The following is a 17,800-nucleotide window of genomic DNA, read 5'->3' as shown; positions in this document are numbered from 1 at the left end:
GTCATTTCGGGTTCGCCGCTACGCGGCGCCCCGGAATGACGCGTTGATGTACCGGGTTCATTGCACGTAGTGGACGAGGCTCAATACGACCGCGGCATTCCGAGCACATGCTCGGCGAGATGCGACAGGATCAGGTTGGTCGAGATCGGTGCGACCTGATACAGCCGGGTTTCGCGGAATTTGCGCTCGACGTCGTATTCCTCGGCGAAGCCGAAGCCACCGTGGGTCTGGATGCAGGCGTTGGCCGCTTCGAAAGACGCGTCGGCCGCGAGCATCTTGGCCATGTTGGCCTCGGCGCCGCAGTCCATGCCGGCTTCGTACTTGCGGGTGGCTTCCTTCACCATCAGCTCGGCCGCGCGCATGGCGGCGTAGGCCTTGGCGATCGGGAACTGGATGCCCTGGTTCTGGCCGATCGGCCGACCGAACACGGTGCGGTCCTTGGCATAGGCGCTGGCCTTGGCGATGAACCACTTGGCATCGCCGACGCACTCCGAGGCGATCAGGATGCGCTCGGCATTCATGCCGGAGAGGATGTAGCGGAAACCCTTGCCCTCTTCGCCGATCAGGTTCTCCTTCGGCACCTTCATGTCGGTGAAGAACACTTCGGTGGTGGCGTGGTTCATCATGGTGCGGATCGGCCGGATCTCGAGGCCATGGCCGCGCGCTTCGCGCATGTCGACCAGGAACACCGAGAGGCCTTCGGTCTTCTTGGTCACCTGATCCTTCGGCGTGGTGCGTGCGAGCAGGATCATCAGGTCGGAATATTCCGCCCGGCTGGTCCAGATCTTCTGGCCGTTGACGACGTAGTCGCCGCCTGCATCCTTCTTGGCGAAGGTCTTCAGCGAGGTGGTGTCGGTGCCCGAGGTCGGCTCGGTGACGCCGAACGCCTGCAGGCGGAGTTCACCGCTGGCGATCTTCGGCAGCCACTTGGCCTTCTGCTCGTCGCTGCCGTGCCGCAGCAGGGTGCCCATGGTGTACATCTGGGCGTGGCAGCCCCCGCCGTTGCAGCCGGCGCGCTGGATCTCTTCCAGGATCGCTGCCGCAGCCGACAGCTTCAGGCCGGCGCCGCCGTATTCCTCGGGGATCAGCACCGAGAGGTAGCCGGCCTCCGTCAGGGCGTCGACGAACGCCTTCGGATAGGCCATTTCGCGGTCGAGCTTACGCCAGTACTCGCCGGGAAACTGCGCACACAGTTTGGCGACGGCGTCGCGGATGTCGTGGTATTCGTCCTGCTCCGCGGCATGGTGTTTCATCGGCTGCGTCTTCTTTTTGGTTTTGGGGGGAGGGTCATGAGACCCGGACCGGCAAGGACTCGTAGCCCTTGACGAAGCTCGAATACACCCGCTTCGGCTCCCCGACAACTTCAATACGCTCGAAACGCTTGAGCATCTCCTCCCATACGATCCTTAGTTGCAATTCGGCCAGGCGCATCCCGACGCACCGGTGGATACCGAAACCGAACGAGAGGTGAATCTTCGGCCGCTTGCGGTCGATAATGAACTCGTTCGGTCGCTCGATCACCTCGTCGTCGCGGTTGCCGGAGACGTACCACATCACCACCCGGTCGCCCTTTCGGATGGTCTTGCGGCCGAGCTCGGTGTCGACGAGGGCGGTGCGGCGCATGTGCGCCAGCGGCGTCTGCCAGCGGATCACCTCGGGCACCATGGTGTCGATCAGCTTCGGGTTGGCTCGTAGTTTTTCGAATTCGTGCGGGTTCTCGTTCAGCGCCAGCACCGAGCCGGTCATGGTGTTGCGGGTGGTGTCGTTGCCGCCGACGATCAGCAGCAGGATGTTGCCGATCAGATTGTCGCGATCCATCGCACGGGTGGCGTCGTGATGTGCCATCATCGACAACAGATCATTCCGCGGATCGGAATTCACCCGTTCGTTCCACATCCGCGCAAAATACGCGGCGCAGTCGTTCAGCTCGTCGCGGCGCTGCTGCTCGGATTCGACCACGCCGCTTTTCGGCAGCGCGGTAGCGACGTCCGACCAGCGCGTCAGCTTGCGGCGTTCGTCGAACGGGAAATCGAACAGCGTCGCCAGCATCTGCGTCGTCAGCTCGATCGAGACGCGGTCGACGAAGTTGAACGTCTCGCCCCGCGGCAGGCCGTCGAGCACCTTCTGGGTGCGGCCGCGGATCAGCACGGCGAGTTCGTCCAGATGATCCGGCGTGAACATCGGCGACACCGTCTTGCGCTGCGCCGAGTGCCGGGGCTCGTCCATCGCGATGAAGCTCGGCCAGTCGTAGCCGACCGGCGCGTCGCGGATCGAGATGCCGCCGAGCGTGGAGTCCGACGAGAAGATCTGGTGGCTGGTGTCGACATGCATGATGTCGTTGTACTTGACGACGCTCCAATACGGCTCGATCGGCGCGTTGGTGCAGTAATGCACCGGCTCTTCGGCGCGCAGCCGTTCGAACCACGGCCACAGCGTATCGTCGCGGAAGTGCCGCGGTGCGCCGGGATGGAAGTCCTTCAGCGGCGTCGCATAGGCTTCCTCGCGCGCCGCCCGCAGCCGCGCCGCTCTTCCGGTCTCGATCGTGCCGTGCATCGTCGTCCTCCCTGGCAATGTCGTGGACACGCCGCCGATTGGCGGCGTCGGTCGCGGTCGGATTTTTGGGTCCCGCCATGGTTGGGTCCGGCGGGTTCGGCCGTCTGATCAGATCGTCAACGGGCGGCGGCGGCAAGGCGCCTTCGCGGGTCCTGCCTGGCCGTTCGAACAAATTGATTTGACGGTAGAAAAGCGGTCGGCCGCAGACTTGCGTCGACAAGCTGTGCGGCTTGCTGCGGCGCCCCACCTTTGGAGCCTTCTCAGGCTCCCGGCGCCGTGACATGGTGCGTGCAAACAAACATGGCGGTGCTGCTAGGCGCCGCTGAGCGGAGCGAGCCCCCAGCATGATTGCCAACGCGCAGAGCCTGTTCAATTTCGATCTCGGCGAGACCGCCGACGCGATCCGGGAGACCGTTCGCGACTTCGCTGCCAACGAGATCGCGCCGCGCGCCGAGGCCATCGACAAGACCAACACGTTCCCGCGCGACCTGTGGCCGAAGCTCGGCGAACTCGGCCTGCACGGCATCACCGTCGAGGAAGACTATGGTGGCGCCGGGCTCGGTTATCTCGAGCACTGCATTGCGATGGAGGAAATCTCGCGTGCCTCGGCCTCGGTCGGGCTGTCCTATGGCGCGCATTCCAACCTCTGCATCAATCAGATCCGCCGCAACGGCAACGAAGCGCAGAAGCAGAAGTATCTGCCGAAGCTGATCTCCGGCGAGCATGTCGGCGCGCTGGCGATGAGCGAGCCGGGCGCCGGTTCCGACGTGGTGTCGATGAAGACGCGTGCCGACAAGAAGGGCGACCGCTTCGTCCTCAACGGCAACAAGATGTGGATCACCAACGGTCCGATCGCCGAAACGCTGGTGGTCTACGCCAAGACCGATCCGAACGCCGGGCCCCGCGGCATCACCGCGTTCCTGATCGAGAAGGGCATGAAAGGCTTCAGCACCGCGCAAAAACTCGACAAGCTCGGGATGCGCGGCTCCGACACCGGCGAGCTGGTGTTCGAGGATTGCGAAGTGCCGGAGGAGAACGTGCTCGGCGAGATCGGCCGCGGCGTCAACGTGCTGATGAGCGGGCTCGACTACGAGCGCGCAGTGCTGGCGGCGGGGCCGCTCGGCATCATGCAGGCCTGCATGGACGTGGTGCTGCCCTATGTGCACGAGCGCAAGCAGTTCGGCGAGCCGATCGGCAACTTCCAGCTGGTGCAGGGCAAGGTCGCCGACATGTATGTGACGATGAACGCCTCGCGCGCTTATGTGTACGCGGTGGCGAAGGCCTGCGACCGCGGCGAGACCACCCGCGAGGACGCCGCCGGCGCGATCCTGTACGCTGCCGAACGCGCCACCCAATGCGCGCTCGACGCGATCCAGCTGCTCGGCGGCAACGGCTACATCAACGACTACCCGACCGGCCGCCTGCTGCGCGACGCCAAGCTCTACGAGATCGGCGCCGGCACCAGCGAGATCCGCCGCATGCTGATCGGACGCGAGCTGTTCACCAAGACGGCGTGAGGCGTCACGCCTTTCAAGGGCGCCACCTTGGTGCCCTTGCTTCGACATCAGTCGTCCCTATAGCTCCCCCCTCGCTTTCAGAATCGAGGGAGACGAAATGGACGCGCAAGAGGTCGCCGCGCATTGGGAGAGCAATGCCGAGACGTGGACGATGCTCTCCCGTGCCGGCCACGACCGATATCGCGATGCGCTGAACACGCCGGCATTCCTGGCGATGTTGCCGCCGGTCGCTGGTCTCGAAGGGCTCGATCTCGGCTGCGGCGAAGGCACCAACACGCGCACGGTCGCGCGGTTGGGCGCCTCGATGACCGGCCTCGACATCGCCCCGACGTTTCTGGGACATGCCCGCGAAGTCGAGCGTGTCGATCCGCTCGGGATCGACTACGTGCTCGGAGACGGACTCACGCTGCCGTTCGCCGACCGGAGTTTCGATTTCGTCACAGCCTTCATGTCGATGATGGACATGGTCGACCAGGCGGCTGTGCTCCGGGACGTTGCGCGAGTCCTGAAGCCGGGCGGATTCCTGCAGTTTTCCATCCTTCATCCCTGCTTCGTTCCGCCGACACGCCGCAACATCCGCAATGCGCAGGGCGTTCCGGTGGCCGTCGAAGTGGCCGATTACTTCGACGAGAGCGACGGCCGTGTCGAACGGTGGTTGTTTTCCAGTGTTTCGCCCGAGCAGCAGGCCGCGCTGACGCCATTTGCGGTTCCGCGCTTTCACCGCACGCTGTCGACCTGGGTCGCGATGATCGTCGGGGCAGGGCTCGCGATCGAGGCGTTCGGTGAGCCGATGGCGTCGGAAGAGGTCGCCGCAGCCGAGCCGATCGTGGCCGACACCCGCGTCGCGCCGATCTTTCTGCATATCCGCGCGAGGCCTCCGAAGGCGCCTTAGCGCGTCAGCCGGTTCACCTTGGCGACGTAGCTCCGGACGTCGGTGAGGACTTGCGGTAGCACGGCTTTGACTTCTGGCACCGTCATGCCGGGGCGGATCGCGGGGTGGTACAGGATGTTCAACAGGTACTGATCGTAGACGTCGAAATAGCCCTTCTGGACGTCGTCGTTGAACATCGTCCACGGCACCTTGTCGGTGTCGTTGATCGGGCCGAGCGATTGCAGCAGTTCCTCATAGGCGCAGTCGCGGAACACGAAGTCGCCGTTGTCGATGGTGAGGATGACGTCGGACCGCTCGATCTCGAAGCGGTCGTTCTTGCGGAAGCCCGATAGGCACTGCGGATCGAGGCTGTCGCGGATCTCGCGGGCACGCTCCTCGCCGTAGAACGTCGCAATGGTCTTGCCGAGATTGCGGTCGCGGACGAGGTGAACGGTGACGTTGGCCTCGTCGGGGTCGTCGGTCATCGCGATGTCGAGATGTTCGACCCGGCCGGCGATGTCCCTCACGATCCGGGCGAGCTCGGCGCGGCGGTGGGCGTGGCCTTCGCCCTCGGCATATACCCGTACCGGGGCTTCGTACTTGCGGATGCGGTCGACCCGTCCCGCCATGTGGAATTCGGCGCCGAACGCAGTGCGGAAGAAGCCGTCGATGATCTGATCGTCGGTGAAGTCGGTCTTCTCGCTGCGCTGATGGCCGGAGAAGTCGGTCGCCTCGCTGGCGTCGGCTGGCGCCGCGGTGAGCTGGGCAATTGCTGTGAGCGCGACGATCACGGCGAGGGCCGCCGCGCACGCAGGTCGAAGATGCCGGGCGCCGTATTGCATTGCAAAAGGCTGCCGCATTCTGGTCCGCGGCACAACCGGCAATTCAGCAGAGGCCGACTGTGCACGCGGATAATCGCCCGGTCGCGTCAGTTCTTCACAACCACCACGGTGCCGACCCGGACCCGGTCGTACAGGTCCTTGACGTCGTCATTGGTCATGCGGAAGCAGCCCGACGACACCGCCTGGCCGATCGTCTCCGGCTCGTTGGAGCCGTGAATCCGGTACAGCGTCGAGCCGAGATACATCGCCCGCGCGCCGAGCGGATTGTCTTCGCCGCCGGCCATGTAGCGCGGCAGGTCGGGGCGGCGGCGCAGCATCTGCGGCGGCGGTGTCCAGCCCGGCCATTCCTTCTTGGCGGTGATGCGGTGGGTGCCCGCCCAGCGGAAGCCGTCACGGCCGACCCCGATGCCGTAGCGCAGCGCCGTGCCGTCGCCCTGGACCAGATACAACCGTCGCTCCCGCGTGCTGATCACGATGGTTCCCGGGGCGTAGTTGCCCTGGAACATCACGGTCTCGCGTGGGATCGGGTTGGCGCTGGGGCCGGAGCGATAGAATGGTCCGAAGCCCATCACCGCGCGCAGATCCATTTCCTGCGCCGAAGCAGTCATCGGCGCAGCGGTGGCGATCGAGAGCAGCGCGAGTGCGCTGGCGGCTAGTCGACGAACCATTCCGAACCTCGCAATCTTCGTTTCGCTCAGAACTGGCCACAATCGCGCCGATTGCGCAAGCCGGCGGCGGTACGCCGCAGCACGCCGCGCGCCCGCCGCAGTCCTGACGCGCGTCGTCCCCCTTTGACGAAGCGATGGAACAATGATTGATCGGGCGCAGAAATTGCAAATCGGGAGCGAAATGATGAATGGTGCCGAGAGTCTGGTGCGGACGCTGGTCAAGGGCGGCGTCGATGTGTGTTTCACCAATCCCGGCACATCGGAAATGCACTTCGTCGCCGCGCTCGATCGGGTCGAGGGGATGCGTTGCGTGCTCGGCCTGTTCGAGGGCGTGGTCACCGGCGCCGCGGATGGTTACTACCGGATGAAGGGCAGCCCGGCCTCGACGCTGCTGCATCTCGGCCCCGGCCTCGCCAACGGCCTTGCCAATCTGCACAACGCCAAGAAGGCAGCCTCCGGCATCGTCAACATCGTCGGCCAGCACGCCACCTACCACATCGACTACAACGCGCCGCTGACCTCGGACATCGAGGGGCTGGCGCGGCCGATGTCGGCCTGGGTCCGCACCTCGCCGGACGCCAAATCGGTGGCGCGCGACGGTGCCGCCGCGATCGCCGCAGCCAAGAGCTCGCCGGCGCAGATCGCCACCCTGATCCTGCCGGCCGACACCGCCTGGAACGAGGCCGACGGCGTCGCCGACGTGCCGGCGGACAGCCAGCGCCCGAGCTATTCGCCGCAAGCGGTCGAGGCCGCCGCCAAAGTGCTGCGTTCCGGCGAGCCGACGCTGCTGCTGCTCTCCGGCAACGCGCTCACCGAGCACGGCCTGGCGCTGGCGCAGCGGATCGCCGGCAAGACCGGCTGCAAAGTGATGGGGCAGACCTACAACGCCCGGATGGCGCGCGGGCAGGGGCGCTACTGGATCGAGCGGATTCCTTACGTGGTCGATGCCGCGCTGCCGATCCTGAAGCAGTTCCGCCACATCGTGCTGGTCGAGGCGATGGATCCGGTGGCGTTCTTCGCCTATCCGGACAAGCCGAGCCTGCTCAAGCCGGAAGGCTGCGAGGCGCATCGCGTCACCGAGATCGGCGACAATTCGGTCGCGGCGCTGGAAGCGCTGGCCGGCGCGCTCGGCGCCAAGGCGAGCGACGCGGCGCCGCAGAAGCTGGTCGAGATCGCCAAGCCGACTGGTGCGCTGACGCTGGACAACATCGCCCAGGCGATCGCCATGGCGATCCCGGAGAACGGCATCGTGATCGACGAATCGATCACCACCGGCCGCGGCTTCTTCCCGCCGACGGCTGCTGCCGCGCCGCACGACTGGCTGCAGAACCTCGGCGGCTCGATCGGGTTCTCGCCGCCGGTCGCGGTTGGCGCCGCGGTGGCGTGCCCGGACCGCAAGGTGATCTGCATGGTCGGCGACGGCAGCGCGATGTACACCGTACAGGCGCTGTGGACGCAGGCGCGCGAAAATCTCGACGTCACCACCGTGGTGTTCGCCAATCGCAAATATCAGATCCTGCGCGGCGAGTTCGACGGCGTCGGCGCCGGCAAGCCCGGCCAGCGCGCCGAGGACATGCTGACGCTGGATCGGCCCGACCTCGACTGGGTGGCGCTGGCCAAGGGCATGGGCGTGCCGGCCAAGAACGTGTCGACCGCCGACGAGCTGAACGCGGCGCTCGCCGCCGGCCTCGCCAGCGGCGGACCGAACCTGATCGCGGTGCAGATGTAACCGTTGCGGGCGGCGATGCCGCCCGCCGCCTTCGCGTTTCGGACAGTTGTCGAACCGGTGGCCGGCGGCGTAGCCTGCCCCTCGCGGCCGGGCATGGCCGCGGGTGGAGCAGGCATGAAGCGCTATCTGATCTTCGCGGCGATCGGTCCGTTTATCGGCGGTCTGCTGCTGTTGTTCGCGACGACCTATCAGTCGGGCTATTGGGCGCACACCAACCTGACCGAAGTGCAGAAGTTCTTCGTCGTGTTGTTCAAGTCGCTGCAATACAGCTACCTGTTCGGCCTGCTGCCGGCGCTGATGATGGCGGCGATCGACGAGATCGTCTGCCACATCCGCCGGATCGGTCCATTCGTCCGGGTGGTGATTGTCGGCATCATCGGCTTTCTCGCCACCGCCTTCATGTACGGCAACCGCGGCGCCGACGCCGGGGTGATGCAATTCGTGCTGTACGGCCTGGTCGGTCTGGTGCCGGCCACGCTGTCGTCCTGGCTGGCGCACAAATACTGCGCCCCCGTCACCGCCGAGGCCAGGCAGGCCCGGGCGTGAGCGCGCCGGGGTCAGCTAACTATCCCCGTAGTTGAGCGCAGCGAAACCCACCGTGCCGTCGGGCGCAGGCTTTGAGAGCTTGCAATAGGCACAGCCTGATGATGACGGCGCGCGCCGCGCCGTCTCGAACCATCTGCGCCCGCGATGTCCTCTGGACTCAGCGGGTTGCCGCCGCCGCTTCGCCCCAGCCGCTCAGTCCCTCGATCGCGTTGTCCTGTAGCGCGCTTTCCAGCTTGGCCTTCAGCTCCGCATGGCGTGCCCGCGCCGCGGTGGCATGGTCGGACGTCATGCCGTTGTCGTGGGCATGGACCAGCGGGCTGAGCAGCAAAAAGTCCTCGGTTTCCTTCTGCGTCAGGCCGGCGATCACGGTGGCGCCGCGGGCGTCCTTGGTCAGCGCCCGGATCTGTTCCAGCCAGTGCCGCAGCGAGCTCTGTTGCTCGAGCAAGGCGTTGATCTTCTGATCGATGGTATGAGGCATGGGCCGCTCCCTTCCCGACGATGGACAAATGCCATCTATCATCGTCGCTAAACGAGCGTGCAGTGCGGCCGCATTGTGCCGGATCAATTGGTGCGGTGCGACATCGCAGCCTAATCAATCTGGAAATTTCGGCTGGTTTTATCGACTGATCGTCAAAGAGTCTTCGTTAGACCTTCCTGCGCGGACCAGGAGGGTGGGCCATGTATTCTAACGATGGAGAGAAAGTCGCAGATTTGGCCCGGGTAGTATTGAATTTGGCCGATGCGAAACTTCGCGATGAGCACTTTTATGCGAGCGTACCCCTCTGCGTTATCGATGCGGTATTTTCGATTGGTGTGAACTATGTGGCGACAAGGCGCACCGTTCTCAGGTGGGCATCTCGTCAGAATCCTGCTTGGCCGATCGATCGCAGGACATCGTCAGTCGAACACACCGTCTCCGACCTTCTCGCGGCTTTGGGAGAGCGAACGGATCTGGAGTTAGCGCTGGATCAGTTTGGCAATCGTCAGCGCACATCGTCCACAAACGGAATATTGAAGGCCGAAGCCGTTCGACTGTTCGCTTTAGCGTTGAAGGAGGTTGGCATCGACAGTTTCGCGGACCTCAGAGAGTCAGAGAAAGTCGGCCGCGCGGAGGCTTTGGTCAAAACAATCAAAGGACAGCGGTCGGGTATCTCTTTCGACTATTTCGCTCTGCTCGCCGGTCACGAGCTCGTTAAGGCGGATCGGATGGTCTGTCGGTTTGTCGCCGATGCACTTGGACTGCACGAAGTTGGTCCGACCGTCGCTAAACAGGCCGTGCTTGAAGCGGCTGCAATCCTTGCCCGTCAATTTCCTCACGTAACCCCGCGTCTGTTGGACTCAGAGATCTGGGGTTATCAGTCCGCCAAGGGGCGTCAGAGAGGTCGTGTATCGGGAACGATACGGGACACAAGCGCGGGTGGAGAGGATGCCCCGAAGCTCTGCGGTACCCCTGGTGTTTCGGCCGAGCCTGTTGTCATTCGGGAAAATGGTGGGCGCACAAGGGATCGAACCTTGGACCTCTCCCGTGTGAAGGGAACGCTCTCCCGCTGAGCTATGCGCCCGGGACCGGTCGAGGACAGGGGCCGCGAAGCGGCCGGTCGAACCACCGTAGAGGCGCGATTTACGAAGTGCGGGGCGGGGGTGTCAAGCGTCAACGCCGGGCTTGGGCAGATTTGCCCAGCTTGATCGACGAAGGTGCGGTTCAGCCGGCCTGACGGGCGCGCGTGGCCTGGGATTGCAGCGCGCGGATCCGGTCCGCCAGCGTGCTGCCAGCGACCACCGGGGCGACCGCGGGGCCGGCGCTCTTGCTGCCGTTGGCGGCCTTGGCGCCCTTTGCCGGCTTGGCGGGCTTTGCCGTCAGCATCGCCTGGATCGGCGAATCCGGGCCCTCCAGCGTAATCGCCAGCTTGGCGACCTCGGCGGCGATGTCGTTGATCCGCTCGCGCAGCAGCGCGTTCTCCTTGCGCTCGGTCTCCCACGAGCTTTCCGCCTGCTGCCGCAGTGACACCAGTTCGCGCTGTGCCTTGGCGCGGTCGTCGCGGGCTTCGGTGAGCTGGTCTTCGAGCGCAGCCTTGTCCTTGCGGATGCGGGCCACGTCGGGCGCTCCGGTGCCTGCGGCATCGAGCTCGTTGCGGAGTTCGCCGACGGTGCGCAGCGCCGCCTCATTGGCGGCGCGGAGCTGGTCGTTTTCGAATTCGCGCTCGGCCAGCAGCTTGCTCTGGGCGGCGAGCTGGTCTTCCAGCGTGCGGGCACGGCCTCCGAGCAATTCTGCTTCCTTCACCTGCAGCACCAACTGCCGGTCGAGATCGCCGACCCGCAGGCTCAGGGCCTCGACCCGGGCGCGGGCGTCGTCGAGATCGCGCGAGGTCGCTGCGGATTCGCCGCGCTGGGCTTCGAGCCGGGTCCGGGCGTCGGCGAACGCCTTCTCGGCATCGGTGATCCGGGCTCGCAGCTCTTCGAGCTGGGTGCGCAGCGTCACCAGTTCGGCCTGCCTCGTATCGGCCAGCGTCGACCGCTCGGTCAGCTCGGCGCTGATCCGGACGATGTCGGCCTGCCGCTCGGCCAGCGTGGCTTCAGTGCCGCGCAGCTCTTCGGTTCTGGCGGCGAAGTTCTGCTCGGCGGCGCGAAGTTGCTCCTGCAGCGCGGCCTCGCTTGCCTTCAGCGTCTCGATCGCGGCGTCCTTCTCGGTGAGCTCGAGCTTGAGGCGGTTGATCGCGTCGGTCTTGCGGCCGATCTCGGCGGCCTGGCTGGTGGTCTTGTTCTTGAGCTGGTCGACGCTGAGTTCGAGCCGTCGCGCCGACATCGCGAATTCGGCGCGGATCTGGTCCTTGTCGGCCTGGATCTCGGCCATCGACAGCGGCGTCGCCGCCTCCAGCCGCTTGGTGGTCAGCCGCACCGCGCGATTGTGCACCAGCGGCGCGATCATCAGCGCGAGCAGCATCGCGACCAGAAAGCCGATCGCCAGATACATGATCTGTTCGACCATCGATGTCTCCCACACGCGCTTTGGCGATGCGCGCGCGGTCCGCTGAGCTGGGCGCGGATCGCGTCGGCGCGAATTCGAACGTTGAAACCGCTCATGGCGCGGGCGAACGTCGCCGTCCAGCCGCAAATCCATTTGCGGCACAATGCCATGACCGGCCACCTCAGCGCCAGTGCGTTGCCGCAGCCGCGTGAGATTGCGGTGGGCTACGCGCCCCGGCTGTGGTCCGGGCCGCCGGCCCGGGTCAGAACGGATTCCAGGTCGCGTTCGGTGTGAACTTCAGATAGCCGATATTGGCGCCGAGCCGCAGTCCGATGCCGGACTGGATCGGCACCAGCACGATGCCGTTCGCGGTCAGCGCGGTCATGCCGAAGCCGCCGACTACATAGGCCGAGCCGTCGATGCCGCCGAACCGCTGGTAGATCGCGTTGGTCGAGGGCAGGTTGTACACCAGCGTCATGGTCCGGGCGCCGTTGCCGCCCCAGTCGAAGCCGACCGACGGGCCCTGCCAATACACTTTCAGGTCGCCGGCGTTCTTGGTGTACAGCGTACCTTCGCCGTAGCGCAGGCCGGCGACGAACGCGCCGGAGCCTTCCTCGCCGAGCACATAGCCGTTGGGCAGGCCCCATTGGCTCACCGCGCGCTCGATCACCGAGGCGAGCCCGCGCGAGACGTTGCCGAAGAAACGGTGGCCGGCGCCCATCAGTTCTTCCGGCCCGTAGGTGTTCGGGCTGGCCTGGGACCGCGGCGGCAATGGCTGCTGCTGCGCCACGGCCGGTGCATTCAGGGCTGCCAGCGCAACAAAGGCCAGCGCGGCGCGACGCGTCACGAAGCTCATGGAATTCACCCCTGGGTCTTCAAATCCCTTGCGCCGCTTTAACCGGATGCTGACGTGCATCCTTTAGGTAGCGGCGCTTGTCCCCGACTCGGAACGTTATCGGCAGCAACTATGACGGCACAACGGCAGGAACGAAACCGGATCCGCCTTGGAATCGCCTGGATCGGCCTGCTGGCGCTCGGTGCGCTCGTGGCCGTACCGTCACCCAGCGCACAAGCCGCGACCACCCAGCGGGTGGTGGCCGATCGCAACACCGGTCTTGCGATCGATGGGTTTGATCCGGTGGCCTATTTTACCGATCACGAGCCGCGGCAAGGCCAATCCCAGTTCGAAGCCTCCTCCAGCGGCGCGGTCTGGCGGTTCTGCAACGACGACAACCGCAAGTTCTTCCTTGCGCGGCCAGACATCTACGGTCCGCAATTCGGCGGCTACGATCCGGTGGCAGTGGCGCGCAGCGTGCCGCTCGCCGGCAATGCGCTGGTGTGGCTCATCGTCGGACAGCGGTTGTATCTGTTCGACCGCGAGGAGAACCGCCGCGCTTTCGCGGCCGATCCGGAACGCTATCTGAACGCCGCCCGCGATCGTTGGCCCGCGCTGCTGGCAACACTGGCCGACTAGCTCCGGCGCTAGCCGCCGTCCCGATCGCCCCAGGCGATGAAGTTCGGCACGATGAAGTTCGGCCGCGGCGCGTCGAACCGCAGCGGTGCGCCGCTGGCATCGGTCATTTTGCCGCCGGCTGCCAGCACGACTGCGGCGCCGGCTGCGATGTCCCATTCGCAGATCGGGGCCAGCCGCGGATAGATGTCGGCTTCGCCCTCGGCGATCCTGCAGAATTTCAGCGAAGACCCCAGCGTGACGTGCATGGCGCCGGGGCGGGCGCCGATGAAGGCGACGGTGGCGGCATCGAGATGCGAGCGACTGACGGTGGCGACCCACGGCAGGCCGGGCTTCGGCAGCTGCCGGGTGCGGATCGGGCTGGCGGTGAAGCCGGCGCCGTCCGCGGCGATCGTCAACCGTTCGGCACCGTGACCGACCACGCCGCGCCACGCCAGTCCGAGCGCCGGTGCGCCGACGATGCCGAGCACCGGCAGGCCGTCGCTCACCAGCGCCAGATTGACGGTGAACTCGTCGCGGCCGGCAATGTATTCCTTGGTGCCGTCGAGCGGGTCGACCACAAAGAAGCTGCCGGTGGTCGGCCGTCCGTTTCCGCAGCATTCTTCCGACAGGACCGGCACGTTGGGGGCGATCGCGGCCAGACCTTCGGCGATCACCCGGTCGGCGGCGAGATCGGCCGGCGTCACCGGCGAGCCGTCCTGCTTGTGCGAGACCTTCGTATCGCGCGGAATCGCCATGATCGACGCTCCGGCGCGCAGCACCAGGTCGGTGAGCGGCGCGAGCAAGGCGAAGGCGCGCTCGGACGAGATGGCGGCTTGGTGATCGAATGCGGCAGTCATCAGGCTGTGTCATCCTTCGGCGGATGGCCCGGTTCGCGCCGGACCGTTGTGTTGGCACAGCCTGCGGCTGCAGTGTATCAAGCCATTAACCAAGGCTGATTCGTCTTGCGAGCGGTTTTCCGAGGAACAGACTGATGTCCGACACCCAATCTCCCGCTGTGCAGGCTCCTGCTCCCGATGCGCTGGAGCTGGCAGCGCTGCTGTGCTCGCGGGTGTGTCACGATCTCATCAGCCCGGTCGGCGCCATCGTCAATGGCCTGGAGGTGCTGGACGACAGCTCCAAGCAGGAAGATCGCGATTTCGCCCTCGACCTGATTCGAAAGAGCGCCAAGACGGCGTCGGCGCGGCTGCAGTTCTGCCGGCTGGCGTTCGGTGCCGCGGGCTCGGCCGGCGCGCAGATCGATCTCGGCGACGCGCAGAATATGGCGCGCGGTCATCTCGAAGACGACAAGACCAAGCTCACCTGGAATCTGCCGCGGCTGCTGCTCGCCAAGAATCGGGTCAAGCTGCTGCTCAACATGCTGATCATCGCGCAGCAGACGATTCCACGCGGCGGGATGTTGACGGTCGATCCGATCGGCGAGGGCGATGCCCTGTCGTTCCGCATCGTCGCGGCAGGGATTAATGCCCGCACGCCGCACAACATCGTCGATCTGCTCAACGGTACTCAGAGCGGTCCGGTCGAGTCTCACGGCGTCCAGCCGTACTACACGCGGCTGCTGGCGCAGGCCTGCGGATTGACTGTGTCGCTGGCTCCGGAAGGCGACACCATGGTGGTAACTGCGTGCTAAGACGCGCAGCGACATAGTAAACGGTGTCTTGACGCGTTTCCTCGGAAACCTACGAAGCCGCTAACTGTTTGAACTTCCGCCGCATCAGTTCGCGGCCTGCAACCAATATTAAACGCTTTCCGCACACAGTGGCCGCGTTAGTCGGGCATTGGCGACGGTCGCGTGCCCGCGTGCAATGAAGGCCACGCGTATGGACGATCTTCTTCGTGAGTTTCTGACGGAGACCTTCGAGAGCCTGGACACGGTCGACAACCAGTTGGTCCGGTTTGAGCAGGAGCCGAACAACGCGAAGATATTGGACAATATTTTCCGTCTTGTTCACACCATCAAGGGGACCTGCGGGTTCTTGGGTCTGCCGCGTCTGGAAGCGCTGGCGCATGCGGCCGAGACGTTGATGGGCAAATTCCGGGACGGGATGCCGGTGACGGGGGAGGCGGTGACGCTGATCCTGACCACGATCGACCGTCTGAAGGAGATTCTGACGCAGCTCGAAGCGACCCAGGCCGAGCCGGAAGGCGACGACGGCGACCTGATCGGGGAGCTGGAGCGGCTGTCGATGCGTACGGCGGAGGAGATCGCGGCCGAACTCGGCGCGGCGCCGGAAGCGGTGGCCGAAGTGGAAGCCGAGACCGAAGCCGAGGCGCCTGCCGCAGTGGTGGCGGCCAATTCCAATTCCACCGAAGGCACGCTGGTGGAGCAGACGCTGGAGCGTCCGCTGCGGCCGGGCGAGGTGTCGCTCGACGAGCTGGAGCGCGCCTTCCGCGAGACCGAGATCGAGATGGCCTCGCCGCCGCTGCAGCCGGTGGCCGAGGAGGCGCCCGCTGTGGCCGAAGCCGCACCGGCCGAGCCGAAGGCCGCCGCCAAGCCGAAGACGGCCAAGCCGGCGGCCAAGAAGTCCGGCGGCGAAGCTGAAGCGACCACCGAAGGCGGGGCCGGCGGCGGCGTCGCCAACCAGTCGATCCGGGTCAATGTCGATACCCTCGAACACCTGATGACGATGGTGTCCGAGCTGGTGCTGACCCGCAACCAGCTGCTCGAGATCAGCCGCCGCCACGAGGACAACGAGTTCAAGGTGCCGCTGCAGCGGCTGTCGACGGTGACGGCCGAGCTGCAGGACGGGGTGATGAAGACCCGGATGCAGCCGATCGGCAACGCCTGGCAGAAGCTGCCACGGATCGTGCGCGATCTGGCCGCCGAACTCGGCAAGCACATCGAGCTGGAGATGCACGGTGCCGACACCGAGCTCGACCGCCAGGTGCTCGACCTGATCAAGGATCCGCTCACCCACATGGTGCGCAACTCCGCCGACCACGGTCTGGAGAAGACCGAGGAGCGGGTGCGGGCCGGCAAGCCCGAGCAGGGCACCATCCGCCTGTCCGCCTATCACGAGGGCGGCCACATCGTGATCTGCATCGCCGACAACGGCCGCGGGCTCGACACCGAGAAGATCAAGGCCAAGGCGCTCGCCAACGGCCTGGTCACCGAGGCCGAACTCGAGAAGATGACCGAGGCGCAGATCCACAAGTTCATCTTCGCGCCGGGGTTCTCGACCGCCGCCGCCGTCACCTCGGTGTCGGGCCGCGGTGTCGGCATGGACGTGGTGCGGACCAATATCGACCAGATCGGCGGCACGATTGAAGTGAAGTCGGTGGCGGGCGAAGGCTCGGCCATCACCATCAAGATCCCGCTCACCCTGGCGATCGTGTCGGCGCTGATCGTGGAAGCCGGCGGCGACCGCTTCGCGATCCCGCAGCTCGCCGTGGTCGAACTGGTGCGGGCGCGGGCCAACTCCGAGCACCGCATCGAGCGGATCAAGGACACCCCGGTTCTGCGTCTGCGCGACAAGCTGCTGCCGCTGGTCCATCTGAAGAAGCTGCTCGGCATCGACGAGGGCACCAACAGCGAGCCGGAGAACGGCTTCATCGTGGTGACCCAGGTCGGCAGCCAGACCTTCGGCATCGTGGTCGACGGCGTGTTCCACACCGAAGAAATCGTCGTCAAGCCGATGTCGACCAAGCTGCGTCACATCGGGATGTTCTCGGGCAACACCATCCTGGGCGACGGCGCGGTGATCATGATCGTCGATCCGAACGGGATCGCGCAGGCGCTCGGCACCGCGGTGTCGGCGCAGCGCGACATCTCCGATCAGGCGGCGGCGAGCCGCAACGCCTCGGCCGAACAGCTCACCTCGCTCTTGGTGTTCCGCGCCGGCTCGAACCAGCCGAAGGCGGTGCCGCTGTCGCTGGTGACGCGCCTGGAAGAGATCGCCTCCGACAAGATCGAGATGTCGAACGGCCGCTACATGGTGCAGTACCGCGACCAGTTGATGCCCTTGGTGCTGATGGAAGGCGTCGAGGTGGCCTCCAGCGGCGTGCAGCCGATCCTGGTGTTCGCCGACGAGGACCGTTCGATGGGGCTCGTGGTCGACGAGATCGTCGACATCGTCGAGGAGCATCTGCACATCCAGGTCGGCTCCAGCCGCGAGGGCATTCTGGGCTCTGCGGTGATCAAGGGCCAGGCCACCGAAGTGATCGACGTCGCGCACTTCCTCCCGATGGCGTTCTCGGACTGGCTGTCGCGCAAGGAGATGAAGCAGGCGCTGACCACGCGCTCGGTGCTGCTGGTCGATGACAGTGCGTTCTTCCGCAACATGCTGGGCCCGGTGCTGAAGGCGGCGGGCTACAAGGTGCGGGTCGCGACCTCTGCGGTCGAGGGGCTGTCGGTGCTGCGCTCCGGCGCGCAGTTCGACGTGATCCTGACCGACATCGAGATGCCGGAGATGAACGGCTTCGAGTTCGCCGAGGCGATCCGCGGTGACGCCAAGATGTCGAACCTGCCGGTGATCGCGCTGTCGTCGCTGGTGTCGCCGGCGGCGATCGAGCGCGGCCGTCAGGCGGGCCTGACCGACTACATCGCCAAGTTCGACCGTCCCGGGCTGATCGCGGCGCTGAAGGAGCAGACCACGATCCATACGACGCCCGAAGTGCTGGTGGAGCAGGCGGCATGAG

The 17,800-nt window shown here is 65.6% G+C and carries 16 protein-coding genes and 1 tRNA gene; 7 read left to right on the top strand and 10 right to left on the bottom strand.

What is annotated here, in order from left to right; translation table 11 throughout:
• Positions 1-80: 80 nt before the first annotated feature.
• Positions 81-1,253: an acyl-CoA dehydrogenase family protein gene (locus M9H71_RS12780; protein ID WP_346296887.1), complete on the bottom strand. Its 1,173-nt coding sequence runs from the start codon at positions 1,251-1,253 to the stop codon at positions 81-83.
• A gap of 34 nt (positions 1,254-1,287) precedes the next feature.
• Positions 1,288-2,553, bottom strand: a complete 1,266-nt coding sequence (locus M9H71_RS12775; RefSeq protein WP_455405363.1) for a cytochrome P450 — start codon at positions 2,551-2,553, stop codon at positions 1,288-1,290.
• A 344-nt stretch (positions 2,554-2,897) separates the two neighbouring features.
• On the opposite strand from M9H71_RS12775, the gene M9H71_RS12770 reads away from it, so the two are divergent.
• Positions 2,898-4,070 (top strand): isovaleryl-CoA dehydrogenase, encoded by a 1,173-nt coding sequence (locus M9H71_RS12770; protein WP_455405362.1) that lies wholly within the window; start codon positions 2,898-2,900, stop codon positions 4,068-4,070.
• A gap of 97 nt (positions 4,071-4,167) precedes the next feature.
• On the top strand, positions 4,168-4,962 hold the full coding sequence (locus M9H71_RS12765; protein WP_455405361.1) for a class I SAM-dependent methyltransferase: 795 nt from the start codon (positions 4,168-4,170) through the stop codon (positions 4,960-4,962).
• Here M9H71_RS12765 and M9H71_RS12760 read toward each other — a convergent pair.
• On the bottom strand, positions 4,959-5,783 hold the full coding sequence (locus M9H71_RS12760; protein ID WP_455405413.1) for a DUF2927 domain-containing protein: 825 nt from the start codon (positions 5,781-5,783) through the stop codon (positions 4,959-4,961). The two genes, M9H71_RS12765 and M9H71_RS12760, sit on opposite strands and share 4 nt — an antisense overlap.
• A gap of 86 nt (positions 5,784-5,869) precedes the next feature.
• The gene (locus M9H71_RS12755; RefSeq protein ID WP_455405360.1) at positions 5,870-6,451 is read right to left on the bottom strand and encodes a L,D-transpeptidase; all 582 of its coding nucleotides are present in this window, start codon (positions 6,449-6,451) and stop codon (positions 5,870-5,872) included.
• A gap of 184 nt (positions 6,452-6,635) precedes the next feature.
• Here M9H71_RS12755 and M9H71_RS12750 point away from each other — a divergent pair, with 184 nt between their 5' ends.
• Both M9H71_RS12750 and M9H71_RS12745 read left to right on the top strand, forming a co-directional pair.
• Positions 6,636-8,180 carry an acetolactate synthase large subunit gene (locus M9H71_RS12750; RefSeq protein WP_230761313.1) on the top strand — a complete coding sequence of 515 codons (1,545 nt, stop codon included), beginning with the start codon at positions 6,636-6,638 and terminating at the stop codon, positions 8,178-8,180.
• 114 nt (positions 8,181-8,294) lie between these two features.
• On the top strand, positions 8,295-8,726 hold the full coding sequence (locus tag M9H71_RS12745) for a DUF5413 family protein (RefSeq protein ID WP_455405359.1): 432 nt from the start codon (positions 8,295-8,297) through the stop codon (positions 8,724-8,726).
• 157 nt (positions 8,727-8,883) lie between these two features.
• Here the strand turns inward: M9H71_RS12745 and M9H71_RS12740 are convergent, their stop codons facing one another.
• The 5 genes from M9H71_RS12740 to M9H71_RS12720 form a co-directional block, all read right to left on the bottom strand.
• Positions 8,884-9,204: a hypothetical protein gene (locus M9H71_RS12740; protein ID WP_455405358.1), complete on the bottom strand. Its 321-nt coding sequence runs from the start codon at positions 9,202-9,204 to the stop codon at positions 8,884-8,886.
• Positions 9,205-9,815: 611 nt separating this feature from the next.
• Complete coding sequence (locus M9H71_RS12735) at positions 9,816-10,034, bottom strand: hypothetical protein (protein ID WP_455405357.1); 219 nt, start codon at positions 10,032-10,034, stop codon at positions 9,816-9,818.
• 179 nt (positions 10,035-10,213) lie between these two features.
• A tRNA-Val gene (locus M9H71_RS12730) sits at positions 10,214-10,288 on the bottom strand.
• A gap of 140 nt (positions 10,289-10,428) precedes the next feature.
• Positions 10,429-11,712 (bottom strand): hypothetical protein, encoded by a 1,284-nt coding sequence (locus M9H71_RS12725; protein WP_455405356.1) that lies wholly within the window; start codon positions 11,710-11,712, stop codon positions 10,429-10,431.
• A gap of 241 nt (positions 11,713-11,953) precedes the next feature.
• Entirely contained in the window at positions 11,954-12,547 is a 594-nt protein-coding gene (locus M9H71_RS12720) for a DUF1134 domain-containing protein (protein ID WP_455405355.1), read from the bottom strand.
• A 111-nt stretch (positions 12,548-12,658) separates the two neighbouring features.
• On the opposite strand from M9H71_RS12720, the gene M9H71_RS12715 reads away from it, so the two are divergent.
• Entirely contained in the window at positions 12,659-13,165 is a 507-nt protein-coding gene (locus M9H71_RS12715) for a YHS domain-containing (seleno)protein (protein ID WP_455405354.1), read from the top strand.
• A gap of 8 nt (positions 13,166-13,173) precedes the next feature.
• On the opposite strand, the gene M9H71_RS12710 is transcribed toward M9H71_RS12715, so the two are convergent.
• Positions 13,174-14,001, bottom strand: a complete 828-nt coding sequence (locus tag M9H71_RS12710; RefSeq protein WP_455405353.1) for a 3'(2'),5'-bisphosphate nucleotidase CysQ family protein — start codon at positions 13,999-14,001, stop codon at positions 13,174-13,176.
• A gap of 134 nt (positions 14,002-14,135) precedes the next feature.
• On the opposite strand from M9H71_RS12710, the gene chpT reads away from it, so the two are divergent.
• On the top strand, positions 14,136-14,792 hold the full coding sequence (chpT, locus tag M9H71_RS12705; protein WP_455405352.1) for a histidine phosphotransferase ChpT: 657 nt from the start codon (positions 14,136-14,138) through the stop codon (positions 14,790-14,792).
• 190 nt (positions 14,793-14,982) lie between these two features.
• Entirely contained in the window at positions 14,983-17,799 is a 2,817-nt protein-coding gene (locus M9H71_RS12700; protein ID WP_455405351.1) for a hybrid sensor histidine kinase/response regulator, read from the top strand.
• The last annotated feature ends 1 nt before the right edge of the window (position 17,800 follow it).

The organism is Rhodopseudomonas parapalustris (assembly GCF_053772255.1).
This window is presented reverse-complemented; position numbering and strand designations above follow the sequence as displayed.